25 protein-coding genes are annotated in these 26,441 nt (G+C 70.7%); 19 read left to right on the top strand and 6 right to left on the bottom strand.

Annotated features, from left to right (window positions below; genetic code table 11):
- Window positions 1-18: 18 nt before the first annotated feature.
- The 6 genes from HFP15_RS06035 to HFP15_RS06010 are packed head-to-tail and all read right to left on the bottom strand — an operon-like array spanning window position 19 to window position 5,784.
- A complete protein-coding gene (locus HFP15_RS06035) occupies window positions 19-777 on the bottom strand; it encodes an enoyl-CoA hydratase (protein WP_168512253.1) in 759 nt (252 codons plus the stop codon).
- A complete protein-coding gene (locus HFP15_RS06030) occupies window positions 774-1,538 on the bottom strand; it encodes a crotonase/enoyl-CoA hydratase family protein (RefSeq protein WP_168512252.1) in 765 nt (254 codons plus the stop codon). Before HFP15_RS06030 ends, HFP15_RS06035 begins: the two co-directional genes overlap by 4 nt.
- On the bottom strand, window positions 1,535-2,302 hold the full coding sequence (locus HFP15_RS06025) for an SDR family NAD(P)-dependent oxidoreductase (RefSeq protein WP_168512251.1): 768 nt from the start codon (window positions 2,300-2,302) through the stop codon (window positions 1,535-1,537). The genes HFP15_RS06030 and HFP15_RS06025 overlap by 4 nt, the downstream gene beginning before the upstream one ends.
- Window positions 2,303-2,331: 29 nt before the next feature.
- A complete protein-coding gene (locus HFP15_RS06020; protein WP_168512250.1) occupies window positions 2,332-3,522 on the bottom strand; it encodes a thiolase family protein in 1,191 nt (396 codons plus the stop codon).
- Between the two features lie 29 nt (window positions 3,523-3,551).
- Window positions 3,552-4,583 carry an acyl-CoA dehydrogenase family protein gene (locus HFP15_RS43800; RefSeq protein WP_168512249.1) on the bottom strand — a complete coding sequence of 344 codons (1,032 nt, stop codon included), beginning with the start codon at window positions 4,581-4,583 and terminating at the stop codon, window positions 3,552-3,554.
- A gap of 34 nt (window positions 4,584-4,617) precedes the next feature.
- Window positions 4,618-5,784: an acyl-CoA dehydrogenase family protein gene (locus tag HFP15_RS06010; RefSeq protein ID WP_168512248.1), complete on the bottom strand. Its 1,167-nt coding sequence runs from the start codon at window positions 5,782-5,784 to the stop codon at window positions 4,618-4,620.
- A gap of 184 nt (window positions 5,785-5,968) precedes the next feature.
- Between HFP15_RS06010 and HFP15_RS06005 the strand changes: the two genes are divergently transcribed.
- The 19 genes from HFP15_RS06005 to HFP15_RS05915 are packed head-to-tail and all read left to right on the top strand — an operon-like array spanning window position 5,969 to window position 26,441.
- Entirely contained in the window at window positions 5,969-7,051 is a 1,083-nt protein-coding gene (locus HFP15_RS06005; RefSeq protein ID WP_168512247.1) for an alcohol dehydrogenase catalytic domain-containing protein, read from the top strand.
- Window positions 7,048-8,511, top strand: coding sequence for an aldehyde dehydrogenase family protein (locus HFP15_RS06000; RefSeq protein WP_168512246.1), 1,464 nt, complete (start codon window positions 7,048-7,050; stop codon window positions 8,509-8,511). Before HFP15_RS06005 ends, HFP15_RS06000 begins: the two co-directional genes overlap by 4 nt.
- Complete coding sequence (locus tag HFP15_RS05995; protein ID WP_168512245.1) at window positions 8,504-9,262, top strand: ABC transporter ATP-binding protein; 759 nt, start codon at window positions 8,504-8,506, stop codon at window positions 9,260-9,262. Before HFP15_RS06000 ends, HFP15_RS05995 begins: the two co-directional genes overlap by 8 nt.
- A complete protein-coding gene (locus tag HFP15_RS05990; protein ID WP_168512244.1) occupies window positions 9,259-9,972 on the top strand; it encodes an ABC transporter ATP-binding protein in 714 nt (237 codons plus the stop codon). The genes HFP15_RS05995 and HFP15_RS05990 overlap by 4 nt, the downstream gene beginning before the upstream one ends.
- Before the next feature lie 11 nt (window positions 9,973-9,983).
- On the top strand, window positions 9,984-10,865 hold the full coding sequence (locus HFP15_RS05985) for a branched-chain amino acid ABC transporter permease (protein WP_168512243.1): 882 nt from the start codon (window positions 9,984-9,986) through the stop codon (window positions 10,863-10,865).
- Entirely contained in the window at window positions 10,862-11,881 is a 1,020-nt protein-coding gene (locus tag HFP15_RS05980; protein ID WP_168512242.1) for a branched-chain amino acid ABC transporter permease, read from the top strand. The genes HFP15_RS05985 and HFP15_RS05980 overlap by 4 nt, the downstream gene beginning before the upstream one ends.
- Entirely contained in the window at window positions 11,878-13,101 is a 1,224-nt protein-coding gene (locus tag HFP15_RS05975; protein WP_168512241.1) for an ABC transporter substrate-binding protein, read from the top strand. The genes HFP15_RS05980 and HFP15_RS05975 overlap by 4 nt, the downstream gene beginning before the upstream one ends.
- Window positions 13,102-13,111: 10 nt before the next feature.
- Window positions 13,112-14,023 carry an SDR family NAD(P)-dependent oxidoreductase gene (locus HFP15_RS05970; protein ID WP_168512240.1) on the top strand — a complete coding sequence of 304 codons (912 nt, stop codon included), beginning with the start codon at window positions 13,112-13,114 and terminating at the stop codon, window positions 14,021-14,023.
- The gene (locus tag HFP15_RS05965) at window positions 14,023-14,880 is read left to right on the top strand and encodes a MaoC/PaaZ C-terminal domain-containing protein (RefSeq protein WP_168512239.1); all 858 of its coding nucleotides are present in this window, start codon (window positions 14,023-14,025) and stop codon (window positions 14,878-14,880) included. Before HFP15_RS05970 ends, HFP15_RS05965 begins: the two co-directional genes overlap by 1 nt.
- The gene (locus tag HFP15_RS05960; RefSeq protein WP_168512237.1) at window positions 14,877-15,296 is read left to right on the top strand and encodes a Zn-ribbon domain-containing OB-fold protein; all 420 of its coding nucleotides are present in this window, start codon (window positions 14,877-14,879) and stop codon (window positions 15,294-15,296) included. The genes HFP15_RS05965 and HFP15_RS05960 overlap by 4 nt, the downstream gene beginning before the upstream one ends.
- Window positions 15,293-16,423, top strand: a complete 1,131-nt coding sequence (locus tag HFP15_RS05955) for a thiolase C-terminal domain-containing protein (protein ID WP_168512235.1) — start codon at window positions 15,293-15,295, stop codon at window positions 16,421-16,423. Before HFP15_RS05960 ends, HFP15_RS05955 begins: the two co-directional genes overlap by 4 nt.
- A 56-nt stretch (window positions 16,424-16,479) precedes the next feature.
- Entirely contained in the window at window positions 16,480-17,298 is an 819-nt protein-coding gene (locus HFP15_RS05950; protein ID WP_168512233.1) for an enoyl-CoA hydratase/isomerase family protein, read from the top strand.
- A complete protein-coding gene (locus HFP15_RS05945) occupies window positions 17,295-19,223 on the top strand; it encodes an acetate--CoA ligase family protein (RefSeq protein WP_168512231.1) in 1,929 nt (642 codons plus the stop codon). Before HFP15_RS05950 ends, HFP15_RS05945 begins: the two co-directional genes overlap by 4 nt.
- Complete coding sequence (locus tag HFP15_RS05940) at window positions 19,220-20,515, top strand: acyl-CoA dehydrogenase family protein (protein WP_168512229.1); 1,296 nt, start codon at window positions 19,220-19,222, stop codon at window positions 20,513-20,515. Before HFP15_RS05945 ends, HFP15_RS05940 begins: the two co-directional genes overlap by 4 nt.
- Complete coding sequence (locus HFP15_RS05935) at window positions 20,512-21,714, top strand: acyl-CoA dehydrogenase family protein (RefSeq protein ID WP_168512227.1); 1,203 nt, start codon at window positions 20,512-20,514, stop codon at window positions 21,712-21,714. Before HFP15_RS05940 ends, HFP15_RS05935 begins: the two co-directional genes overlap by 4 nt.
- Window positions 21,711-22,661, top strand: a complete 951-nt coding sequence (locus tag HFP15_RS05930) for an LLM class flavin-dependent oxidoreductase (protein ID WP_168512225.1) — start codon at window positions 21,711-21,713, stop codon at window positions 22,659-22,661. The genes HFP15_RS05935 and HFP15_RS05930 overlap by 4 nt, the downstream gene beginning before the upstream one ends.
- On the top strand, window positions 22,658-23,797 hold the full coding sequence (locus HFP15_RS05925) for an acyl-CoA dehydrogenase family protein (RefSeq protein WP_168512223.1): 1,140 nt from the start codon (window positions 22,658-22,660) through the stop codon (window positions 23,795-23,797). Before HFP15_RS05930 ends, HFP15_RS05925 begins: the two co-directional genes overlap by 4 nt.
- Window positions 23,794-25,338, top strand: a complete 1,545-nt coding sequence (locus HFP15_RS05920; protein ID WP_168512221.1) for an AMP-binding protein — start codon at window positions 23,794-23,796, stop codon at window positions 25,336-25,338. The genes HFP15_RS05925 and HFP15_RS05920 overlap by 4 nt, the downstream gene beginning before the upstream one ends.
- On the top strand, window positions 25,338-26,441 hold the full coding sequence (locus HFP15_RS05915; protein WP_168512219.1) for a CaiB/BaiF CoA transferase family protein: 1,104 nt from the start codon (window positions 25,338-25,340) through the stop codon (window positions 26,439-26,441). Before HFP15_RS05920 ends, HFP15_RS05915 begins: the two co-directional genes overlap by 1 nt.

Raw genomic sequence — 26,441 nt, 5'->3', positions numbered from 1 at the left:
TGTCGTCGCGCAGCCGTCTCAGCTGGTGCTGATTCGTGCCCGGAGGGCGCGGACGCGCGCGCGGAACTCCTCCGATCTGACCGACGCGGCCTGCGACGTCACTTCGATCTCGGTGGCTTCGGTGTGGGACATCGCCCCGGCTGTGACGCGCATCGTCGCCTTGGTGGTCTCGACCAGCGGGCGGGGTGCGGAAGCTGCCCGCTCCGCCATGTGCTTCGCCGCCCGCACGAGGTCCTCGTCGTTGTCGTAACGCCGCCAGACGAGTCCGGCGCGCTCGGCGTCGGCCGCGTCGAGGACTTCGCTGAACAGGGTCAGTGCCTTGGCGCCCTGGAGACCCAGTGCGCGCTGCACCATCCAGGTGTAGCCACCACCGGGATGCAGCCCGAGCTGCATGAAGCGGGCGTCGAATCGGGCGCCGGGGCCGGCGAGCCGGAGGTCGCAGGCAAGGGCGAGGTTCAGCCCGGCCCCGACGGCAGCTCCGTTGACAGCGGCGATCGTGGGTAGCGTGCAGTTCGCCACCGCGAGAAAGCCGGCGTAAACGTCGTGCAGCCGCGGGAGATCGGCACCCTCCAGTTCGGACAGATCGCCGCCCGCGCAGAAGGCCGGCGGATCGCCGGTGATCACGACCGCACCGACCCTCGTGTCCGCGGTCACGGCGTCAATGGCCGCGACGAGCTTCGCGGAGAGGTCGAGGTTCATCGCGTTGCGGCGCGCCGGATTCGACACGGTCAGCAGTGCGGCGCCGTTCTCGACGCTCGTGCGTACTTCACTGGTCATGAGCCGGTCCAGACGGGTGCGCGTTTCTCTGCGAACGCCCGGGCGCCCTCGGCGGCGTCGGCCGAGTTGCGCACGAGATCGGTGTGCGGTCGCTGGCGGTCGAAGGCTTCGGCGGCCGTCCAGTCGGCCGAGGCGTTCACCAGCAGCTTGGAAGTCCGCACCGCGAGCGGGGCGTTCGACGCGATTTCGCGGGCCAGTGCGAGTGCCTCGTCCAGTGCCCGCCCCGGCTCGGCCAGCCGGTTGACGAGCCCGAACCGGTGCAGTTCGGCGGCCGGGACGGCAACGCCGCGCAGCACCATTTCCATCGCGACGTTGCGCGGGAGCCGATGGGGCAGGCGCAGCACACCGCCGGCCGCGGCGACGAGCCCGCGCTTGACCTCGGGCAGGCCGAACTCGGCGTTTTCGGCCGCGACGATGACGTCGCACGCCAAGGCGATCTCTAACCCACCGCCCAGGGCACGGCCCTCGACCGCGGCGATCAGCGGCGTGGCCGGGGGACGCTCGACGATGCCGAAGCCGCCCCGGCCGTGCGTGACGGGCCGCTCGCCGGTCGCGCTGAACGCCTTGAGGTCCATGCCCGCACAGAACACGGCACCGGCGCCGGTGAGCACACCGACTCGCGCATCGGGCCGCGCGTCCAGTTCGTCCAGTGCGGCGGCGATGGCTTCGGCGGCCGGTTTGTCGATGGCGTTGCGGACCTGCGGGCGGTTCAGGGTGATGACTCCGACGCCATCGGCCACTTCGAAGCGGACGGCGCTCACCGCGGGGCCATCCGGATCGCGCCGTCGAGACGGACGGTCTCGCCGTTGAGCATGCCGTTGTCGATAATGGACAAGGCGAGTTTGGCGTACTCGTCGGGCTGTCCCAGCCGGCTCGGGTGCGGAACCGTCGCGGCGAGCGAGGAGCGGACGTCCTCGGACAGGCGGGCGAGCAGCGGCGTGTCGAAGGTGCCGGGGGCGATCGTGCACACGCGAATGTTCTTGCCCGCCAGGTCGCGTGCGGCCACGATGGTCATACCGACGATCCCGGCTTTGGCCGAGGCATAAGGAATCTGCCCGATCTGTCCTTCGAACGCCGCCACCGACGCGGTCAGGACGCACACCCCGCGGTCGCCGTCGAGCGGCTCGTTGGCCGCCATCCGGGCCGCGGCGAGCCGCAGTACGTTGAACGTGCCGATGAGGTTGATCCCGACGACCTCGGTGTAGATCTCCAGAGAGCCCGGCTGCCCGTCACGTCCGACGAGCCGTACGGCTCCGCCACGCCCGGCGCAGTGCACCAGCACGCGGAGCGGTGCTGCCTCGCACGCGGCGTCGAACACCGCGTTCATCTCGGCCTCGCTGCGCACGTCGGCGGGGACGAAGCGTGCCCGCTCGCCGAGTTCTGCCGCCACGCCCTCGCCGTTCGACGTCGGCAGGTCGGCGATGACGACCGAGCCCGCTCCGCCGTCGAGCAGCCGGCGGACGGTCGCGAGCCCCAGCCCCGACGCGCCTCCCGTCACCACAGCGGAAACACCGTTGATGTCCACTCAGTACTCCTTCGTATCCGGTCGCGGGCTCAGAGCCGCTCGATGATCGTCGCGTTGGCCATGCCGCCCGCCTCGCACATCGTCTGGAGGCCGTAACGCCCGCCGGTGGCTGCCAGGCCGTTGACCATCGTGGTCAGCAGGCGGGCGCCGGACGCGCCGAGCGGGTGGCCGAGCGCGATGGCGCCGCCGCGGGGGTTGAGCTTGGCGGGATCGGCGCCGAATTCGCGGGCCCAGGCCAGAGGCACGGGCGCGAAGGCTTCGTTGACCTCGTAGTGGTCGATATCGTCCAGCCCAAGACCGGAGCGTTCGAGGACCTTCGCGGTGGCCGGGATGGGGCCGGTCAGCATGGTGATCGGGTCGTCGCCGGCGAGCCCGAAGGAGTGGAAACGGGCGCGGGGTGTCAGGCCCAGCCGCGCGGCCTTGTCCTCGGACATGATCAGGACCGCGGCGGCGCCATCGGTGAGCTGGGAGGAGTTGCCCGGCGTGATGTGCCAGTTCGCCTCGGGGAACCGGGCGGCCATCTCGTCGGTCCGGAACGCGGGCTTGAGCGCGCCGAGCTTCTCCGCCGTGGTCCCCGGGCGGGGCGTTTCGTCCCGCTCCACCAGCGACCCGTCCGGAAGGCTGATCGGCACGATCTCGGAGCCGAAGTCGGCCGACGTGGCCCGGCTGTGCGAAGCGGCGGAGAACTCGTCGAGCACGTCGCGATCGAGTTTCCAGCGTGCGGCGATCAGCTCGGCGGACACGCCCTGCGGGACGAGGCCGGGGGCGTAGCGGGCGGAGACCGACGGGCCGAACGGGTCCTGGCCGATCCGGGCGGTGAACATGGGGATGCGGCTCATCGACTCGACCCCGGCCGCGACGACCACGTCGTACGCCCCGGCGATGATCGCCTGGGCACCGAAGTCGGCTGCTTGCTGGCTGGACCCGCACGCCCGGTGCACCGTTACCGACGGCACGCTCTCCGGGAGACCGGCCGCGAGCCAGGCGAACCGGCCGACCGGGCCGGACTGCTCGCCGACCTGGCTCACACAGCCGGTGATCACGTCGTCCACGATCGCGGGGTCGATCCCGGTCCGGTCCACGAGTTGCGCGAGCACCTGGGCGAGCAGTTCGACCGGGTGCAGCGACGAGAGCGCGCCGCCCGGGTTGCCGTCGCGGGGCGCCTTGCCCTTGGCCATCGGCGAACGCACCGCATCCACGATGACAGCACTACGAGTCATGATCCTCCTTCTCAAGGATGTGGGGCCGGTCAGGCGATCGCGGTGAGGCCAGGCCACAGCCCCTGCGGGCCGGCGAGCGCGGTCCCGAGGACGCGCGACCACGCGAGCTCGCCGCCCGCTTCGTCGCGCCACGCCCACAATCGCCGGGTCAGGTGGTGCAGGCGGTGTTCCTGGGTGAAGCCGATCGCGCCATGCACTTGATGCGCGTACCTGGCCACGATTTCGACAGCCGATCCGGCGCGCACCTTCGCCGCTGCCGCGGCGAGGACGAACGAGGGCGTGCCCAGGGCGTCGACGGCCGCGTCGGTCAGTGCGGTCGAAGCGCTCACCTCGGCGGCCATCCGCGCGATTTCGGTCTGCACCGCCTGGAACTTCCCGATCGGACGTCCGAACTGGACACGCTCTCCCGCGTAGCCGACGGTCCAGGCCAGCACCTGCCGCATAGCGGCCGACAGCTGCACCGCCCGTGCGAGGGCGAATCGTGCCCGGACCACATCCGCCGCGGCGGGCGCGAGGCCTGCCGCGCTCATCTCGACGCCGTCGAACTCGACGAAACCGAGCGGCTCACCGGCGAGGTTCCGCCGCACCGATCGCGGCCGGGGCAGGTCGGCAACGCCGAGGGCGGTGCCGCCGTTCGTCGTGGCCAGCACGACCGCGCGCCGCGCCACCGTCCCCCACGGGACGTCCGCGGCGGTCCCGGTGAGGCGGAGGGTGCCGGAACCGGTTGCGGTAAGCGTGTCACCGCAGACGATGGTCAGCGGTTCCGTCATGTCCGGCAGTGGAACACCGGCGTCCACAAGGGACGGTCCGGCGACGAGCAACGACTCCGCGGCCGGTACCGCGGCGGCTCCCTCGGCCAAGGTCGCGACCACGGCCACGGCGTCCGCCGGTGAGCCCCCGGATCCTCCTTGGGCTTCCGGTAGCCCGACGCCCGTCATCCCCGTCCCGGCCAGGGTCTGCCACAGGGCTGCATTCCAGGGGCGATCCGGGGACAGGTCGAAGGGCTCGTGTGCGGTGAGAATGTCCCGCACGGTGTCGACGACGAGGTCCTGGTCCGTCACGATTTCACTCCTTGCCCCCGCGTGCTCGCCGTCTTCACCGCAGGCCCAGACCCCGGGCGACGATCCCGCGCAGGATCTCCGTCGTGCCGCCGCGCAGGGTATAGCCCGGGGCGTGCAGTTGCGCTCCTGCCAGCGCGCGGCTCAGCGGGTCCGGGCCGTCGAGGGACGGCACGACTTCGGCGACCCGGCGTATCTCGTCGATGACATCGCCTTCGAAGGTCGTGCCCGCATCCTTCACCAGTGCCGCCGGCACGTCCGGCAGCTCGCCGCGGTCCAGCGCCGCGGCGATGCGCAGCGACAGCTGGCGCAGGGCGAGCAGCCGCGAAGACAACCGGCCCAGCGTGGCCAGGTGTGCGGGATCCCCCGTTTCCCTGGCATGGCGTGCGAACTCGGTCAGCACCAGGAAGGTGGACAGCCACCGCTCGGGCCCGGAACGTTCGAACGCGAGCTCCGCCGTGACCTGCCGCCAGCCCTGTCCTTCCGTGCCGAGCAGCCGCCCGGCGGGCACGACGACATTGTCGAACACCACTTCGTTGAAGTGGTGCCCACCGTCGAGGATCCGGATCGGGTTGATCGTCAGTCCCGGGCTGGTGAGGTCGACGACGAGCTGCGAGAGGCCCTCGTGGCGTCCTCGGGGTCCGTCGCCGGGCGGTGAGGTGCGTGCCAGGACGATGGCGTAATGCGCGTGGTGGGCGTTCGAGGTCCAGATCTTCGCCCCGTTGAGCACCCAGTCACCGTCGGCGTCGCGGTCGGCGCGGGTCCGGATCGACGCGAGGTCCGATCCCGAGTCCGGTTCGGACATCCCGATGACGAAGTAGCACTCGCCGGCGGCGATCCGGGGGAGCAGTGTCGCGCGCTGTTCTTCCGTGCCGTAGCGAAGGATCGCGGGAGCGGACTGCCGGTCGGCGATCCAGTGCGCCGCCACCGGTGCGCCCGCGGCCAGCAGTTCCTCGGTCACGGCGTAACGCTCCATGGCGGAGCGCTCCTGACCGCCGTACTTCACGGGCCATGTCATCCCGAGCCAGCCGCGCCGTCCGAGCTCACGGGAGAAGCCGGGGTCGACGCCACTCAGCCACGAGTCCACTCGCGGAGTGAACGAACCAGCGGCGATCTCCGCCTCCAGGAATGCCCGTATCTCGGCGCGAACCGACTCGGCTGCGTGCGAGAGGGTGGCCGGGGGCAGGCTCAGTGAGGTGTTCATCGGCCCCTTCTCCGCGGTCGTCGCCGCTGGGTCAGCGGCACGCGGATGCTAACCGCGGAATTTCTCTCAGCAAAATAAATTTCAACTGAATAAAATTTGTCTTCAGCTCAGTCAAATGATCTTCCACCTGCTAGAAATCCGGGTTAGCGTTCGCTCGCCAACACAGCGAAGTGCAGGAGGCCCTATGAAAGCCCTGCTGTGGACCGGTGCCCGGCTCGACACGGTGGGCGACATCGAGGTGCGTGAGCCGCTCGCCGGCGAGGTGGCGGTCCGCATCGAGGCCGCCGGTCTCTGTCACAGCGACCTCAAAGGCGTCGACGGTGACATCGAGCAGCCGGTGCCCGTCGTCCTCGGTCACGAAGCGGCCGGAGTCATCGTAGCCCGCGGTCCGGGAGTCACCGCCCGAATCGGACAGAAGGTCGTGCTTTCGCCGCTGCGGACCTGCGGGCGGTGCGCGGCATGCCGCGCGGGCCGCCCAACCCTCTGCCGGGGCACGAGCGAGCCGATGCAGACGGTGTTCAGCCGGGCCGGCGAGAAGGTCCACCAGTTCGTTCGCATCGGCGCCTTCGCACGCCGGACCGTCGTGACCGAAGCTCAGGTGATTCCCGTTCCCGACGCTCTCCCGGACACCATCGCGGCGCTGCTCGGCTGCGCCGTGATCACCGGGTTCGGTGCGGTCTGGGAACGGGCCAGGGTGCAGCGCGGCGAGTCGGTACTGGTCATCGGCGCCGGCGGAATCGGGCTGAACGTGATCCAGGCGGCGAAGGTCGCGGGAGCGGATTCGGTCGTGGTCTGCGATACCAACCCCCGCAAGGAATCCATCGCCCGCAGGCTGGGTGCGACGGACTTCCGGGTGGGCGAGGTCGCCGCCATCGCCACCGCGGTGGCGCCGAACGGTTTCGACGCCGTGTTCGAGTGCGTGGGCCGGCCGGAACTGCTGGCGGCGGGTATCGACGCGCTGGCATGGGGCGGCCGGGCGGTGATGGTGGGGCTGCCGCCCGAGGGCACGAACATCACCTTCGCGATGCGGCGGCTGTTCCAGGACAAGGCGGTGCTGGGCTGCCGGATGGGTTCGGTCGACCCGCACCGCTTCATCCCGGATCTCGCTCGCCGGTACCTGGCCGGCGAGATCGATCTCGATCCGCTCGTCACCGACGTGGTCCCGCTGAGCCAGGGCGCGCGGCTGGTGGAGCGACTGCGGGCGGGAGAACTCGATCGCGGTGTATTCGACCTGGCAGCCGGCGAGCCAACGGGAGACGGGTCGTGACCGGCGCGGCGGTCATGTCCGCCACAGCGATGATCGGCGGCGACCCGTACCCGGCGGGCAAGTCCTACGAGGTGCTCGACCCCGCCACCGGCGAGGTACTCGGAACCGCCGCGGACTGCCTCGCCACGGACGCGGACGTCGCGGCCCGCGCGGCGGCCGAGGCATTCCCCGCTTGGTCCGCGCTCGGCCTCGACAAGCGCCGGGCGGTCCTCGCGGCGGCGGCGCGCTCGCTCGCGCAGCGCCGTGCCGAGCTGATCGAGCTCGCGGTACGTGACACCGGCGCGCTCGTCGACGTCGCGACCGCCACACAGGTCGGGGCGGCGATCACCCGGCTCGAGCAGTGGGCCGCGATGCCCGAGAGCTCGCTCGATGTCCCGTCGCCTCCGCCTGGTTCCGGACTGACGAGCACGGTCCGGCGGGTTCCGGTGGGCGTGGTGGCCTGCATCAGCCCGTACAACTTCCCGCTGCTGGCCATGGTCGGCAAGATCGTGCCCGCCCTGTTCGCCGGCAACAGCGTCGTGATGAAACCCGCCCCGCAGGACCCGTTGCTGGTCGTCGCGCTGGCCGAGGCGCTTCGCGACGGCCTCGCCGAGGTCGGCGCGCCCGCCGGGGCGGTCAACCTGCTCACCGGCGAATCGGCCGCGGTCGGCTCCGCACTGGTCAACAACCCCGCCGTCGGCGCGGTCAGCTTCACCGGCAGCACCGCGGTCGGGATCCAGATCCACCGGGACGCCTCCGACGCCATGAAACCGCTCCTGCTCGAGCTCGGCGGTAAGGGAGCCGTGGTGGTGCGGGCCGACGCGGACCCCGGCGTCGTGGCCGCGTCGATCACCCGGACCTGGACTGTCCAATCAGGACAGGTGTGTCTCACGCCGGCCCGGATCATCGCCGACACCGCCGTGCACGACGCGGTCGTCGCACGGCTGCGCGAGCGCCTTGCCGGGCTCCGGATTGGGGATCCGCACGATCCCGCGACGACGGTCGGCCCGGTCATCTCCGCCGTCCAGCGAGCCAAAATCGACGACCTGGTGCGGACGGCCTCGGCCGAGGGATGCACCGTCGAGCGGCGGGAAGACCTGCCCGCCAGGGGTTTCTTCGCGGCGCCGACCCTCGTGACCGGGTGCGACCCGGAAAACACGATCATGCGTGAAGAGGTCTTCGGCCCGGTCCTCAGCGTGATGCGCAGCAACGGTGACGACGAAGCCGTCGCGGCCGCCAACAGCACCCGCTACGCCCTGACCGACTACGTCTTCTCGGCCGATGTCGGCGCGGCCCGCTCGATCGCCCGCCGGCTGCGCGCGGCACAGGTCGGCATCAACACGACGCGGCGCCACGGTGCCGCTCCGTTCGGGGGCAACCACGCGAGCGGTATCGGCCGTTCGGGTGGCGTGTGGTCGCTGGATCACTGCACGACGATCCAAGCCCACACCGAGCCGGAAACGGAGGCGGGAAATGCTTGAGGTTCGCAACCTCACCGTCCACTTCGGAGGCGTCAAGGCCCTCGACGGTGCGATGCTGACCGCGCCCCGCGGCTCGGTCAGCGCGCTGATCGGACCCAACGGCGCGGGCAAGACGACCTTCTTCAACTGCGTCACCGGCCTGTACCGGACGGGGGCGGGATCCGTTGCGTGGGAGGGAAAAGACCTCACCGGCCTGCAGCCGCACCACGTCGCGGCGGAAGGGCTGAGCCGGACGTTCCAGAACCTGGCCCTGTTCACCTCGCTCACCGTGCGGCAGAACGTGCTCGCCGGGACCCACCGGCTCGGCAAGGCCGGTTTCCCGCGCGGTGTGCTGCGTCTTCCCAGCACCCGCCGCGAGGAAAAGGAACTGGGGCACATCGCCGACGCCGCGATCGACGAAGTCGGTCTGTCCGCGTTCCGCGACGAGCCGGTCGGCGGCCTGCCCTACGGCACGCTCAAGCGGGTCGAGCTCGCCCGCGCGCTCGCCTCGGACCCTGTTCTCCTGCTGCTCGACGAACCGGCGGGCGGGTTGTCGCACTCCGAGGTCGATGAGCTGCGCGAGCTGATCCTGGCCATTCGCGAGCGGCGCGAGCTGACGGTGCTGCTGGTGGAGCACCACATGGGGTTCGTCATGAGCATGTGCGACCACATCACGGTGATGAACTTCGGCCGCACCATCGCCGAGGGCAGCCCCGCCGCCGTCCAGAGCGACCCGGCGGTCGTCGAGGCCTACCTGGGAGCGCCGGCATGAGTCTGCTCGAAGTACGCGGCCTGAACGCCGGTTACGGACCGGTCCGGGTGTTGCACGATGTCAGCCTTGAGATCGAACGCGGCTCGGTCGTCACGGTTCTGGGACCCAACGGCACCGGGAAGACGACGCTGCTGCGGGCGCTGTCGGGCATGCTGTCGGGCACCCGGGGCGAAATCGTCTTCGACGGCACGTCCCTGCTCGGCAGGAAGACCGAGCGGATCGCCAGCCTCGGCCTGTCCCACGTGCCGCAGGGCCGGGGCACGTTCCCCGACCTCACGGTCGCCGAAAATCTCGCAGTGGGGGCACTTCTGAGCCCGCGTGGCGGCGCGAGCAAAGCGGACATCGCCCGTATCTACGAGCTGTTCCCGCCGCTCGCCCGGCGCGAGAAATCCCAGGCCGGGCTCCTCTCCGGTGGTGAACAGCAGATGCTCGCACTCGCGCGGGCACTGCTGGGCAAGCCGAAGCTGATGCTGCTCGACGAGCCCTCGATGGGGCTGGCGCCGCTCGTGGTGCGGCAGATCTTCGAGGTGCTGCGGGTCGTCGTGGCCGAAGAAGGACTGACCTGCCTGCTCGTCGAGCAGAACGCCCAGATCGCACTGTCCATGGCGGACTACGCGTACGTGCTGACCGTAGGTGAGATCACCGCCGAAGGGCCGGCGAGCGAACTCGCCGGCGACGAGACCATCCGCAAGTCTTACCTGGCGCTGTAGGAGAACCGCTGATGCAGCAGCTCATCCAGACACTGTTGGACGGCGCGGCCAACGGTTTGATCTACGGCAGCCTCGCGCTCGCCCTGGTACTCATCCACCGCGCCACCCAGATGCCCAACTTCGCCCAGGGCGAGATGGCGATGCTCGCCACCTACGTGGCCTGGCAGCTGATGACTGCCGGCCTGCCGTGGGGGCTGGCGGTGCTCGTGACCCTGGTGTGCTGCCTCGTCGGGGGTTATGGTCTGCAACGCGGCCTGATCCGGTGGGTCGAGCGCTCACCGCATCTGACCCAGATGATGGTCACGCTGGGCCTGCTGATGGTCCTCAACGCCGTCGCGTCCCTGGTCTGGGGCGGCCTCGCGAAGTCCGTCGACAGCCCGCTGCCCGCGCGACCGGTGGCGCTGGGCAGCGTGATCACGTCCTGGCGGGTGATCGGGCTGGTCGGCGCGGTCGCGGTGATGCTCGTCCTGTTGTTCGTGCTGTTCAACCGGACCCGGCTCGGCCTTCGCCTGCGGGCCGCGGCGCAGAATCCCGAATCGGCGCGGCTGGCGGGCATCAACGTCGGCCGGGCCTACGGCATCGGCTGGGGGCTGTCCGCCGTGGTCGGTGGCGTGGTCGGAATCATGGTCGCGCCGCAAACCGGGCTCGAGCCGAACTTCATGTTCCCCGTCCTGCTCTACGCGTTCGCCGCGGCGACGGTCGGCGGATTCGACTCGCCGGTCGGCGCGATCGTCGGCGGCCTGCTGGTCGGCGTCATCGAGGCGGTGACGGCGACGTATGTGTCCTTCATCGGCACCGAACTCTCCCTGACCGTCGCCTTCGTGGTCATCGTCGTGGTCCTGCTGGTGCGCCCGCACGGGCTGTTCGGCAAGAAGGAGGTGGCCCGGGTATGAAGCGCTACCAGTCCCCGCTGCTGAGCACCCTCGTCTTCGTCGTTCTGGCCGTTCTCACGTTCAACGTGCAGGACTACGCGCTGAGCCAGCTGACGCAGGTGGCCCTCACGGTCGTCGCCCTGCTCGGGCTGAACCTGCTGATCGGTTACAACGGCCAGACCTCGCTGGGCCACGGGGCTTTCTACGCGATCGGCGCCTACACCACCGCGATGCTGGTCAGCAAAGCCGGGATGCCACATCTGTGGACGATTCCGATCGCGGCCCTCGTCAGCTTCGGCGTGGGAATCGTGCTGGGGATCCCGGCGGTGCGGCTGCGGGGCTTCAGCCTGGCGCTGGTCACCCTGGCGCTGGCCATCGCGTTGCCCCAGCTGCTCAAGCACTTCCCGGAACTCACCGGCGGGCAGCTGGGCATCGCGGTACCGCGGCCGGACGGGGTCGGTGGGCTGACCACCGACCAGTGGGTCTACCTCGTCACGATCGTCGTCGCGTTCGCGGTGTTCCTCGGCGTCCGTAACCTCACCAAGAGCCGCACGGGTCTGGCCATGATCTCGGCCCGTGACAACGAAGCGGCAGCGAGCGCCATGGGTGTACCGGTCGCGCGGACCCGCGTGATCACGTTCGCGCTCAGCGCCGGGCTGACCGGACTCGCCGGTTCGCTCAGCGTCCTGCTCACCGGCTACGTCAGCCCGGACAGTTTCGGGCTGTTCCTCTCGATCAACCTGGTCGCCGCGATCGTGCTCGGCGGCCTCGGCACGGTGGGCGGCGCCCTGATCGGGGCGGTCTACCTGACCTACATGCCGTTGTACGCCACCACCATTTCGCAGGCGGCGCCCGGCATCGTCAACGGCGTCATCATCGTGCTGTTCATGCTCTTCCTCCCCGACGGCGTGGTCGGGTTCCTCCGCTCGTCCGTCCGCCGGTTCCGGCGGAAACCTTCCCGGGCCCGCACCGCGCCACCTGTGTCCACGTCCGCGTCACCCCGTGCGGCGATTCCCGAGAAGGAGACCACCCCATGAGAAAACTGTTCCAGGGCGCGGCTTTCGCCGTCGCCGCCGCGCTCGTGCTGACCGGATGCGGCCGAGGAGGCTCCGAGGGCGGAGCCACCCCCGGCATCACCGATACGACGGTCAAGCTCGGTGCCTTCACCCCGCTGTCCGGTCCCGGAACCGTGGCCAGCTCCGCGACCAAGGGCAGCGCGGCCTACTTCGCCTACCTGAACGCGGAGAAAGGCGGCGTGACCTTCGGCGACGGCAAGACCCGCAAGATCGACTACACCATGCTCGACAGTCAGAACAGTCCGGCCACGGCGTTGCAGCTGACCCGCCAGCTCGTCGAGCAGGACAAGGTGTTCGCGCTCTACGGCAGCAACGGCACGTCGGCCAACCTCGCGGTCCGGGACTATCTCAACCAGCAGAAGGTCCCGCAGTTGTTCCTCGTCGGCGGTGCGAGCGCGTTCGGTACCGAGCACGCGAAATACCCGTGGACGATGCCATGGCAGCTGGACTACGCCTCGCAGGGCAAGGCGATGGCCAAGTACCTGCTGAGCCAGAAGCCCAACGCGAAGATCGCCGTGCTGTACCAGAACGACGACTACGGCAAGGACTACTACGCCGGGTTCAAGGAGGGGCTCGGGGACAAGGCGTCGCAGGTCGTCGCGGACGCCAGCTATGAGCTGACCGACGCGACGGTGAACCGCCAGGTCTCCATCCTGAAGGACTCCGGGGCCGACACGCTGGCCGACTTCAGCATCGACAAGTTCGCCACCCAGGTCATCGGACAGGTCGCCGCGCTCGGCTGGAACGCCACGCATCTGCTCGGCAGCTCGGGCACCGCGGTCGTGCCGGCCAGCGGCGACGCCGGCAAGGGCATCATCAGCACGGCCTATCTGAAGGTCAACACCGATCCCGCCGAGCGCACCGATCCCGCTGTTCTGTCCTATGAGGACATCATCAAGAAGTACGGCGGCCCCGGTGTCTCGGCCGACGACCAGGGCGTGGTCTACGGCGTCGCCGAAGCGCAGAGCCTGGAGTACGTCCTTCAGCACACCAAGGCACCCACCCGGGAAGCCCTGATGGACGCCGCGCGCAGCCTCGACGGTTTCCAGCCGCCCATGCTGCTCAACGGCATCACCCTGCACACCAGCGCGGACGACTACTTCCCGATCCAGCAAAGCCAGATCCGCCGGTTCGACGGCAAGACCTGGGAGCTGATCGGCGCTGTGCTCGACGGTCAGTAGGAGGAACGGCATGTCACAGGCGGACGAGTGCGCCGGCCGGGTCTGCGTGATCACCGGCGCGGGCCGCGGCCTCGGGCGGGAATACGCGCTCCGGCTCGCGTCCCAGGGAGCCCAGGTGGTGGTCAACGACCTGGGTACGGGAATGGACGGCCGCGGTCGTGACGCCGGGCCCGGCGCGGCGGTCGTGGAGGAAATCCACGCGGCGGGCGGGAAAGCGGCACTGAACACCGACGACGTGTCCGACTTCGCCGGTGCCGAAGCCCTTGTGGCGCAGGCGGTCGGCGAGTTCGGGCGGCTCGACGTCCTTGTCAACAACGCCGGCATCCTCCGCGACCGCACGATCGTGCGGATGAGCGAGGACGAATGGGACTCGGTCGTGCGGGTGCACCTCAAAGGCACGTTCGCCACCTCGCACTGGGCGCTGCGGCACTGGCGCGACCGGGCCCAGGACGGCCCGGTGCACGGACGGCTGATCAACACCACGTCGGTGTCCGGGCTGTTCGGCAACCGGGGACAGGCGAACTACGGAGCGGCGAAGGCGGGCATCGCGGCGTTCACCACGATCGCGTCGTTGGAGGCGGAACCGTACGGGGTCACGGTGAACGCGGTGTCGCCCGGCGCGGCCACCCGGATGACCGACAGCATTCCCGGCCGCACCCCGTCCTCGCAGGCCCCGGACGACTCGCGCTCCCCGCGCTGGGTCGCCGCGGTGGTCAGCTGGCTGGCCTCGCGCCGGTCGGACGGTGTGACGGGCCGGGTGTTCCTCACGTCGGGCAGACGGCTCGCCGTGGCGGAAGGCTGGCACCCCGGGCCGGCCGCCGCGCCTGCCGCCGACCCGGTCGAGGTCGACTCGGTGCTGCGCACATTGCTGGAGAAGGCCCGCCCGGAAGCCGGCCTCTCCGGCGCGGAGCGGGTGCGCTGATGCCACTCGACCTCGGCTCCGTCGGAGCGGTTTCGGCACCGTGGACACGGGAATGGAGTTCGGACGACACGCTGTTGTACGCGCTCGCCCTCGGCGCCGGACCGGACTCGCCGGAACTGACGACCGAGAACAGCGTGGGACTCACGCAGCGGGCGTTTCCCACGTATGCCGCGCTGATCGCCGGTGGCTCTCATGCGGTGCGCGACCGACTGGGCAGCTGGGAGCGCACCGCCCTGGTGCACGCCGGGCAGGAGATCACGTGGTTCCGGGAGCTTCCCGCCGCCGGGTCGGCGACCCTGACCTCAACCGTCGCCGGGATCACCGACAAGGGCACTGGTGCGCTCGTGGAAATCCGCACCACCGCGGCGGAACCCGCCACTGGCGAACCGCTTTTCGAGTCCACCACGCGGCTTTTCATTCGCGGGGCGGGCGGTTTCGGGCGCACCAGCGCGGCTGCTGCCCGGCCCGGCCCGGAAGGCCCGCCGGATGACGTGCTCACCTTCCGGCTGTCGGATTCGCAGGCCCTGCTGTACCGGCTGTGCGGCGACCGCAACCCGCTTCACTCCGATCCCGTGTTCGCCCGGCGTGCGGGGTTCGAACGGCCGATCCTGCACGGGTTGTGCACGTTCGGCATCACCGCCCGGCTGCTGATGAACCACGTGCTGGGCGGCGATCCCGCGCGGATGATCTCCTTCGCGGGACGGTTCCGCGCGCCTGTGCTGCCGGGCGACGAACTCGCGGTGCGCTTGTGGCACACAGCCGCGGGACGGGTGGAGTTCACCACGGCAACGTCCACAGTAGACACGGTCGCTGTGGACGAGGGTGTGCTCACCTACACCGAGGAGGCAGCAGCGTGACATCAACGTTGCCGGCACCTGTGCCGACTCCCGAGACGGAGCACTACTGGCGTGCGGCCGCCGAGGGCGTGCTGGCCTTGCAGCGGTGTACCGCGTGCGGGTGGCTCGGCCATCGCGGACGGCAATTCTGCGCGGCGTGCACCGGCGAGGAGCTCGAGTGGTTCGCCGCGTCGGGCGAGGCCACGCTGTACTCCTACGTGATCGTCGAGCGGGGAGAGGGAGCCTTCGCGGAGCGGACTCCGTACGCGGTCGCGATCGTCGAGCTGGTGGAGGGACCGCGCATGATCACGAACGTGGTGGGCGTCGAGCAAACCCCGGAGGCGCTGGTGCTCGACATGCCCCTCCGGGTCACGTTCGAGCGGCGTGGTGAGCATGCGCTGCCCGTGTTCGAGCCCGCCGCGGGCGGTGCCGGATGAGTTCCCGCAGCGAGATCGCGATCGTCGGCGCGGCCGAAACGGCGCGACTGGGCCGGATTCCCGGCCAGTCGGTGCTGGGCCTGAACACCGAGGCCGGGGCCAGGGCGCTCGCCGACGCCGCCCTCAAGGTGGCTGACGTCGACGGCGTCGCCGGCGCGTTCGATCCGCGCCAGGTCGCCCATCAGCTGGGCATCCGCCCGCGCTGGGTGGACACCACGAACGTGGGCGGGTGCTCGTTCCTGCTGCACGTCCGGCACGCGGCGGCGGCCATCCGGGCCGGTTACGCGTCCACCGTGCTGATCACGCACGGTGAGTCGGGCCGGTCGCGGGTCGGCACGGTGCCACGACCGCGCGACCCCGCCTCGCTGACCGGGCAGTTCGAGGAGCCTTACGGGGCGCGGGCACCGTTCACCCGGTTCACCCTGCCGGCGCTGCGGTACATGAAGACCTTCGGCGTGACGCACGAACAGCTCGCCTGGGTCGCCGTCCGCCAGCGGGAGTGGGCGGCGCTGACCCCGCGGGCGAAACTGCGGGATCCGCTGACCGTGGCCGGCGTGCTGGAGTCGCCGCTGGTGGCCTATCCCTTCCACAAACCGCAGGTCTGCCTGGTGACCGACGGCGGGGGAGCACTGGTGGTCACCGCGGCCGACCGGGTGGAAACCAGCTCCGCGGTGCGTGTCCTCGGTACCGGCGAGAGCGCCGACTCCCCGCTCGTGGCGGAGCTGGACGACCCGCTGGGGTCGGCCGCCGCGAGCCGGGCCGCGGGCGACGCCTTCGCCGAGGCCGGGATCAGGCGCTCCGACGTCGACCACGTGATGTGTTACGACGCCTTCGCGCACCTGCCGATGGTCGGGCTGGAAGCGCTGGGCATCGTCGAGCGCGGCGAGGCCGCGGAGTTCATCGCCGCCGGGCACACGGCCCCGGGCGGGACACTGCCCGTGAACACCAACGGCGGCGGGCTTTCCTACACCCACACCGGGATGTACGGCATGTTCGCGATCCAGGAGGCCGTCCGCCGGCTCCGTGGGGAGGCCTCCGCGCCGGTGCCGGACGCCCGGGTCAGTGCGGTGCTGGGTTTCGGCGGGATGTACACCGCCGCGAGCGTTCTGCTGCTGGGCCGGTGGTGACCGTGGCCGTGACGGGACAAGCTTTTGGCACGACAGAGGAAGACAGGAAAAGACCCATGACAACGACCGAGCACTCGGACATCGCCGTCGAGATCGACGGTCCGGTGGCGGTGATTCACCTGGACCGGCCTGCGCGCCGCAACGCCTACACACCCCGCATGGGCGCGGAACTCACGGCGGAGCTGGTGCGGCTCGACGCCCTTGCGGAGATCCGGGCGATCGTCGTCACGGGGCGCGGCGAGCACTTCAGTGTCGGCGCCGACCTCGACCAGGTCGACTGGCGTGACCGCGAGGCGCACGGTGTCGAGACGCTGAGCGACCCGGCCACCGCGCCGTGGAACCTCAGTACCCCGATCATCGGCGCCATCAACGGTGACGCCATCGGCGTCGCGCTGACCTGGGCGATGCAGTGGGACATCCGGGTCGTGGCCGACACGGCCCGGATCGCGTTCTCCTTCAACCGGATCGGCATCATCCCCGACCGCAACTCGACCTGGCTACTGCCACGGCTGATCGGCTTCTCGGCGGCGATGGACCTGCTGCTGACCGGCCGGACCATCTCCGGAGCCGAAGGCCACCGGCTGGGCATCGCCTCGATCTGCACGACCCCGGACGAGGTCCTGCCGCAGGCGATCTCTCTCGCCCGCGACATCGCGGAGCGCTGCGCGCCGGTGTCGGTGAGCGCCACCAAGAAGCTCATGTACGAGTTCCTGGAGGAGACCGACCGGGTTCGTGCGTACAACTTCGAACGGCGGACCCTGAACTGGGTGCGCACGCTGGGCGAGACCGTGCGCGGCATCGCGGCTTTCAAGTCCAAGAGCGTGCCGAAGTGGGGCACCAGCAAGCACACCGAGATCCCGGCGAACCTGCGATGATCGAACGACTTCTCAGCCCGTCGCGGGTCGCGGTGATCGGCTCGCTGTCGAAGGAGACCGGCCTGGGCGCCCGGACCGTCCGGCATCTGAGCGAAGCCGGCTATCCCGGGGAAATCGTGCCGGCACGTGATCCGCGGGAGATCGACGGCGAGGTCGACGTCGCCGTCGTCGCCGTTCCCGCCGCGGCCGTTCCCGGCGTCGTCAGCGGGCTCGCGGGTCGCGCCGCCTACGTGATCGTCTACTCCTCGGGTTTCGACGAGACCGGGGATACGGCCACGTTGTACGCCGCGGGCAGCCGGATCCTGGGCCCGAACACCGTCGGCCTGCACTACGCGCCCTCGCGGACCATGCTCACGTTCGCGAAGGCGTTCGACGACATGACGGACTGCCGGTCTGGCAGCGGTGTCTTCCTGATCTCCCAGAGTGGGGCCTTCGGCGCACGGCTGCTGCGCGCTGCCCGGCGGCACGGGGTGGACTACGACGGGTTCATCGGAACCGGCAACGAACACGACCACTCCGCGGTCGAGCTGGCCGCCGAACTGGTCGCGAGCGTCACTCATCGCCCCCGCACTCTCGCCCTGTACCTGGAGGGTGTGCGTGACGTGCCGGCGCTGGACCGGATGCTGGGGCAGGCCCGAGCCGCCGGTGTCCGCGTCGTCGTCCTGCTCGGTGGTGAGTCGGAATCGGGGGCGGGTGCCGCGCGCTCGCACACCGCGGCAGTCAGCCCGGACCACGAGGTGCTGACCGAGCTGTGCCTGATGCACGGCGCGCTCGTCGTGCGGTCGGACCGCGAACTGGTCGACGCGACGGTCGCGCTGTCGGTGCTGCCGCCCGCGCGGGGACCGCGCGTCGGTGTGATCACCGGCTCCGGCGGGGCCGGTGTCGTCGCCGCGGACCTGCTTGCCGAGCGCGGCCTCGCGCTCCGCCCGCTGGGCGACGCCACGAAGCGGGCTCTCCAGGATCTGCTGCCCCCCTACGCGTCGGTGACCAACCCGGTCGACGTGACCGCACAGGTCATCGGTGACACCGGCGCCGTCGCACGTGTCCGTGCGGCGCTCGTCGGCTCGGGCGAGGTCGACGCGGTACTGGTGATCGGACGCGCGGAACAGGCGGCCGCCGTCGCCGGGGATCACGGCGTTCCGGTCGTGCTGGCCGTCCTCGACGGTGATGCCTCGTCCGTCGCCGGGTACGTCCGCTCCGGGCAGCCCGTGCTGCCGACGCTGGAGGCGGCGTGCAACGCCGTCCGTGCGCTCACCGTCGGCGGCGCCGACAAGCCCACGACGGCAGATGATCTGGTACCGGACGGCTCGGCGCAGCCCTACCGGACCGAAGACACCGCATCGAGCGTGCGGTTCCTCGACGCCGCGGGCGTTCGGGTCGCGGCCTGGCGCGAATGCCGCGACAGCGACGCCGCTGTCGCAGCCGGCGGAGAACTCGGCTGGCCGGTGGTGGTCAAGGCCAATCTTGCGACGATCGCGCACAAGGCGGCACAGGGCGGGGTCCGGCTCGACGTGGGCCCGGACGACATCGCCGCCGTGGCCCGCGAGCTGCTCGCGATCGCGCCTTCGGTGATCGTGGCCGAGCAGCTGCGCGCCGGTCCCGAGCTGTTCGTCGGAATCCGGCGGGACCCGCAGCTCGGTCTCGTGACCGCGGCCGGGCTCGGCGGCGGTCACATCGAACTCATCGGGCGCACCGTCACCGTGCCCGCGGGAGCCCCGCCGGAGTGGCTCGCCGAACGGCTGCGCGCCGTCGTGTTCGGCAACGCCGGGGCGCGGTACGCACATCTTCCCGAACTGCTCGCGGAAACGGCCGCGACGCTCACAGATCTCGCGGTCCGGCACGGGCTGTCCCTTGTGGAATGCAACCCGCTGGTGGAAGTGGACTCCCGTCTGATCGCGCTCGACGCAAGGGTGGTTTCAGCATGACTATCGACCAGTTCCTCGACGCCGACTATGACGTGTGGGAGCCGGTGACCCCGGACTCCCGGTGGTCCGGTGTGGACGGTGGCTCCTGGGCGGAGCTGACCCCCGAACAGCGGGAGGTGCGGGCGCTGGCCCGCGAAGTGGCGCAACAGGAACTGCGGCCCTGGGCCGCGCACTGGGACGAGTCGGAGGAGTTCCCGCAGCGGTCCATCGACGCCATCCGTGAGTCGGGCCTGCTGGCCACGACGGTGCCCGCCGAATTCGGGGGCCGCGGCCTGGGCCTGTTCGCGGGCTGCATCGTGGTGGAGGAACTCGCGGCCGCGTGCCTGTCCAGCGCCATGGCCGCGCAGCCCTTCCTCAACGGCCCTTGGCGGGCGGTGCACGTGCTGGGCAACGACGAACAACGGCAGCGGATCCTGCCCGGAGTCGCCTCCGGTGAGCGGCATTTCGCCATCGCGATGAGCGAGCCCGGCGCCGGCACCGCGGGCACCGACCTGCGGGCGGAGATGCGGCCGGACGGCGACGGATACCGGCTGCACGGCCTGAAGTGCTGGATCACCGGCGGGCGCGAGGCGGACACGATGATCGTGTTCTGCCGGCTGCCCGGCACCGTCGGGCCGTACGGGATCGGCGCGGTACTGATCGAGGGCAAACCCGCCGGGATGTCCGACCCGATCGTGGAGCCGAAGATGGGCATCCGCGGGGTGGCCGAATGCGCCTACGAGTTCGACGGCGTGCGCATCGAGCCGCGCGACGTGCTGATCGAGCCATCGCCGGATTCCAAGCGCGGCGCGGAAATCCTGGTGAACCAGTTCAACCCCGAACGGTGCGGGAACGCGGCGATGTGCACGGGTCTCGGGCAGGGCGCGCTGGACGCGAGCATCGCGCACCTGAAGGCACGGCGGCAGTTCGGGCGTCCGCTGGCCGATTTCCAGGGGCTGCAGTGGAAGATCGCGGACATGGCGCTGGACGTCGAGATCTCGCGCATGCTGACCTGGCGCGCAGCCCGCGCCGGCGGCGACGGTTTTCCCCCGCAACGCGAGACGATCATGGCCAAGCTGTTCTCGAGCGAGATGGTGCAGCGGGTCACCAACGAGGCGATCCAGATCCACGGCGCCCGGGGGTACTCGCGGCGGTGGCCGGTGGAGCGGCTGTTCCGCGACGGACGCGGATTGTCCATCGGTGGCGGCACGGCCGAGGTGATGCGCAACCTGCTGGCCGGGCAGGTGCTGGACCGCCGGACGAGCCAGCGCGCGCCGGTCGCCACGAACGGCCGGAAGGCGGGTCTGGTGTGAGCGCGCTCGACGACTTCCGCGCCCTGCTGGAAGACCGTCTGCCAGTGGCCTGGACCAAGGCGGCCGCGGCCGACGACACAGAGACCCTCGAGGAACTCGCGGCGTCCCCGGCCGCTGACGAGGTCGTCCGGCTGGTCGCGGGAGCGGGCTGGCTGACCCCTGAATGGCCGGCCGAGTACGGCGGCCGTGGGCTCGGCCCTGATGAGGCGGTGGCGATCCGTACCGAGCTTCGCCGGTGGCGGATCGGCAACGTCACCAGTGCGATCGGCACCTCATGGGTCGGCCCGGCCATCCTGAAGTTCGGCACGGAGGAAGTGCGCCGGCGCCTGCTGCCGCCGATCGCCCGCAACGAAGCGCTGTGGTGCCAGTTGTTCAGCGAACCGGAGGCCGGTTCGGACCTCGCGGGCGTGCGAACGCGCGGCCGCCGGGACGGGGACCGCTGGATCCTCGACGGCACCAAGATGTGGACCAGCCGGGCCAACCTGGCCTCCTACGGTCTCGCGCTCGTCCGCACGGATGCGTCGGTGCCCAAGCACGCCGGCCTGACCACGTTCTGCGTGGACATGTCCACGCCCGGCGTCACCATCCGCCCGATCAAGCAGATGACCGGTGACGCCGAGTTCTACGAGGTGATCCTGGACGGGGTGGTCGTCGACGACTCGCTGCGCCTCGGCGATCCGGGCTCCGGCTGGGAGGTCGTGCGCGGTGTGCTCGCCTTCGAGCGTACGGCGGGCTCGGGCGCGGGCGCGGCACCACCCGGTTCCGTCGTCGGGCGCGGGATCGGCGAGCTGATCGAGCACTTCGCCGCCGGCCTGGGCCCGGTCCAGCGGGACGAGGTCGTCCGGGTCTACATCGAGAGCCGGATCGTGGAGCTGAACAACCTCCGCGGCGCCGTCGAGCGCGTTTCCGGACGCGGACCGATCCGCAATGGCGCGCCGTACAACAAAATCCTGCAGGCCGAGCACACGAAGCGGTTGCAGCAGTTGATGGTCGACCTCGCGGGGATGCCCGCCCTCGCACGGGACCCCGCGGACGCCTGGACCGGGGCCAACGTGTGGGCCTATCTGCGCGTTCAGGCGAAGACCATCGCCGGCGGGACCTCGGAGGTGCTGCGCAACCAGGTCGCCGAGCGAGCGCTGGGACTGCCGCGCGAGCCCGACCCGACCCGGCACACCCCCTGGCAGGAGGTCGTGGGATGAAGCTGTGCGCGAACTGGCTCCCGATCAGTTCCGAGCTGACCCGGCAGGTGGCCCGCCGGGCCGAAAGGGCGGGGCTCTGGGGCCTGGGTATCGGGGACTCACCGCACTACGCCGAGCTCTACAGCGCCTGCACCGAGGCGCTGGCGGCCACGGAGCGGCTGACCGTCCTGACAAGCGTGACCAACCCGGTCACCCGGCACCTGTCGGTGCACGCCAGCGCCGCCCGCACCTTCCGGCATGCAGGCGAGGGAAGGTTCGTCCTCGGGATGGGCCGGGGCGACTCCGCCGTGCGGACCTTCGGCCTCGCTCCGGCGACGGTGGCACAGCTGGAGGCGGCGCTGACGGCGCTTCGCGACGCCGTGCCGGAACAGCGGGTTCTCGTGGCCGCCAGCGGACCCCGCGTGACGGACGTCGCCGGACGCTGTGCCGACGGGATCATCGCCGGCGCGGGCCGCGATGTCGTCGCGTTGACCGGCCTTCGCGACGCCGCCTCGCGTGCGCGTGTCCATAGCGGACCGTTCGAGGTGTGGGGCTCGGTGCGGCTGGCCGTGGCCCGGCACCCGGGTGAGGCCGCCGAACTCCGCCGGCGCATGCTGCCCCGGGCGATCAGCGCGTCACGGTTCAACTTCTCCGGCACCTTCGCCGGTAAGAACGTCCCGCCGGCGATGCACGGAATCCTCGCCGAGCGCTACGCCGGCTACGACTTCGCCTGGCACGGCCGGTCCGGCGCGAATCCGGTGGCGGGCTTGTTCGCCGACCGCCCCGACATCGAGGACTACCTGCTCGACCGGTTCGCCGTCATCGGCACCGCCGACGAGTGCCGGGATCAGCTCGCCGCGCTCGCCCCGGTGGTCGACGGGATCTTCCTCTCCCTCCTGTTCGAGGACGCGCTCGACCAGGTCGACCTGATCGCCGAGCTCGTCGAAGACCTGGCAGGTGCCGCATGATGCTCGAACCCACCGGAGAACAACTCGCCTTCCAGGCGGAGGTGCGCCGCTACCTCCAACGCTCGTGGCCCACAGCGCTCAGCCGGGTCGCCGTCGACGGCGGAGCACCGTTCGACCGCGACGCGTGGGCCGGTCTGGCCGTGATGGGCGCGACCGGGCTGCTGGTTCCGCCGGAGTTCGGCGGAGCCGACGCCGGAGTCACCGAGGCCGCCTTCGTGTGCGAAGAACTGGGCCGGCTGGTCGTGGCCGCGCCCTACCTGTCCACCGCGGTCCTGGCGCCCCGGCTGCTCACCGCGCTGGCGGACGAGGTGGCGATGCGCCGGTATCTCCCCGGCATCGCGGACGGCACCACGATCGCCACCGTCGCCCACCTCGACAGCAAGGGCAGGTGGACGCCGGGCGCCATTACCGTCCGGGCCGGCTGCGACGGGGAGGGCTGGCGGCTGGACGGACGGGTCCCGTACGTGACGGACCTGCCGTCGGCCGATCTCGTACTGGTTCTCGCTACCGCACCCGACGGGCTCGGAGTGTTCGCCGTCCCCGTGCACGGTCAGGGCGTGACCGTGCGGCTGCTCGACTGCCTCGATCGCACTCAGCCCCTGGGCGGTCTCGACTTCGCAGCTGCCGGAGCCGTCCGTCTCGGTGCGGATCGCGGGCACGACGCTGTCGTCGCCGCCGTGAACGACGCCATGGCCGCTGCCCTGGCGTGCCTGGCGGCCGGCCAGGTCGGGGGCGCCGAGCAGTGCCTGGAGCTCAGCGCCGCCTATGCCGGCCAACGCGTCCAGTTCGGCCGGATCATCGGCTCCTACCAGGCGATCAAACACAAGTGCGCCGACATGCTCGCGCGAGTCGAGTCCGCTCGCTCCGCCGCCCACCACCTGATCCACGCGGTCGAGACCCGTTCGCCCGAACTCGCGACGGCGATCAGCCTCGCCTCGGCGTTCTGCTCGGACGCCTACACACAGTGCGCAGCCGACATGCTCCAGATCCACGGCGGCATCGGGTTCACCTGGGAACACGACACGCATCTGTACCTCAGGCGCGCCAAGGCATCCGCCCACCTCTTCGGCGACCCCGTACACCACCGGCAGGTACTGGCCGATCAGGTCATCGGGTCGAGCGGACACCGGTCATGAGAAATTTCAGCGGATACGCCGCCCGCACCCCCGATCGCCCCGCGATCATCGACGGCGACGCACCGCCCGTCACGTTCGCAGAGCTGAAAGCGGACGCGAACCGGCTGTCCTCGGCCCTTCTCGCGCGCGGTGCGCCGCCCGGCGGGTCGGTCGTGGCGCTGCTACCGAACGGACGCCACATCATCCTGGCCGAACGAGCGGTGACCCAGCTCCCGCTGTACTTCACTCCGCTCAACTGGCACCTCACCGCCGCCGAGATGGCCTACGTCGTCCAGGACGCCGGTGCCTCGACGCTGCTTACCGTCCGGGCACTGCTTCCGGCCGCGCTCGCCGCAGCCGACGAAGCCGGGCTGGGTCGCCACCAGATCCTCGTGCTCGATGAGCAGACCGAGCCGGAACTCGACGGCGCGCCGACCTGGGCCGGCGTCGTCGCCGGGCAATCCGCCGAGACACCGCGTGTCCGGTCCGCGGGCCAGCGCATGCTCTACACCTCCGGCACGACAGGACGACCCAAGGGCGTCCGCAGGGCGATCCCCGACCTGACTCCCGAGCAGGCGGCCGAGGCGGTCGTCGCCAGGGCGGCGCTGTACCACGCCGACCACGAGGACGGCCGCTACCTGTCCGTGGCACCGCTGTACCACGCCGCGCCCCTCGCCTACGCCGTTCAGGCCCTCGAAGTGGGGCACACGGTGCGGATCCTGCCGCGCTGGGACGCGCTGGAGGCCTTGCGCATCATCGAGAACGAGCACATCACGTGGACCTACCTGGTCCCGTTGATGTTCACCCAATGGCTGGCCCTGGAGCCGGCGGAACGGCTCGCGCACGACGTGTCCTCGGTGCGGTCGGTCGTGCACACCGCGGCGCCGTGCCCGGTCCCGGTGAAGCGCGCCATGATCGAGTGGCTCGGCCCGGTCGTGCACGAAATCTACGGCGGCACCGAAGGCAGCGCCACGTTCATCTCCGCCGAAGAATGGCTCGCCCATCCCGGAAGTGTCGGCAGGGCGAGGAAGAACGTCGCCCTGCGGATCCTCGACGAGGAAGGCCGGGACCTGCCTCCCGGCGAGATCGGCCGGGTCTTCTTCGCCAACTCCGCCATGGCGTTCGAGTACCACCGTGACCCGGACAAGACCGCGGCCAGCCGCGAAGCGGGGTTCAACACCCTCGGCGACATCGGCTACCTGGACCCGGACGGGTACCTGTTCCTCTGCGACCGCGCGGCCGACACCATCATCTCGGGCGGGGTCAACATCTACCCTGCGGAGATCGAGCAAGCCCTGGCGGCGCATCCGGACGTGCTCGACTCCTGCGTGGTGGGCGCACCGGACGCGGAGTGGGGCGAGCGTGTGCACGCGGTCGTCGTGCCACGGCGGGAAAACGTGGATGCCCAGGCACTGCGCGCATACCTGCGCGGCCAGATCGCCGGGTTCAAGGTGCCGCGCACCGTCGAGTTCCGGTCTGAGGTGCCGCGCTCCGACGTCGGCAAGCTGCTGCGCCGGGTGCTGCGTGCAGAGCTGTGGCGAAACGAGCAGGAGCGCATCTGATGAAGACGGGACCACTCAAGGGAATCCGGATCATCGAGCTGCTCGGTCTCGGACCCGGTCCGTTCTGCGGCATGCTGCTCGCGGACCTCGGCGCGGACGTCATCCGCGTCGAGCGGCCGGGACTCGCCAAGGTGGACGTCCTCGGCCGGGGCCGCCGGTCCATCGCACTCGACCTGAAACAGCCGGGGGCGGCCGATACGGTGCTCGACCTCGTCGCGGGAGCCGACGCGCTCATCGAAGGGTTCCGGCCCGGGGTCACCGAGCGCCTCGGACTGGGCCCCGAGACCTGCCTGGCCCGCAATCCGCGGCTGGTGTACGGCCGGATGACCGGCTGGGGCCAGGACGGTCCCTACGCGTCGATGGCCGGCCACGACGTCAACTACATCTCGGTCGCCGGAGCGCTCGGAGCGATCGGTACCGCGGAGGGCCCACCGGTCCTGCCCCTGAACCTGCTCGGCGACTTCGGCGGCGGAGGCATGCTGCTGGCCGTCGGCGTGCTCGCCGCGCTCCTGCACGCCCGGGCCACCGGGGAGGGACAGGTCGTCGACGCGGCGATCGTGGACGGGACCGCGACGCTGACCGCCCTCATCCACGGCCTGATCGCGGCCGGCCGGTGGAAACCCGTGCGCGGCGGCAACTTCCTCGACGGGTCCGCGCCCTACTACACGACCTACCGGTGCGCGGACGGGGATCACATCTCGGTCGGCGCCCTCGAAGACCAGTTCTACGAAGCCCTGTTGACCGGATTGGGCGCCAGCGGCGACGCGGTCCTCAGCGAGAACCGCACCGATCCCGCCAACTGGCCCGCGATCCGGACGAGACTCGGCGAGTTGTTCGCCGCCCGGTCGCGCCCGGACTGGGTCGAGGTGTTCGCCGGAACCGACGCCTGCGTGAGCCCGGTGTACGGACTCTCGGACGCCATGACCGATCCGCACCTGCGAGCGCGCGACGTCTTCGTCGAAATCGACGGCGTGCGCCAGCCCGCCCCGGCACCGCGTTTCAGCCGGACAGTGCCCGGCACGCCGGCAGCCGCGCCCGAGCCGGGCCGCGACACCGAGACGGTGCTGGCGGAGCTCGCCCGGAACCTGAAAGAAAGGAACTAG

Origin of the sequence: Amycolatopsis acididurans, from assembly GCF_012328925.1 — a bacterium.
GTDB lineage: Bacteria > Actinomycetota > Actinomycetes > Mycobacteriales > Pseudonocardiaceae > Amycolatopsis_E > Amycolatopsis_E acididurans.
The sequence above is the reverse complement of the archived record's forward strand: the minus strand, read 5'-3'. Positions and strand labels throughout refer to the sequence as shown.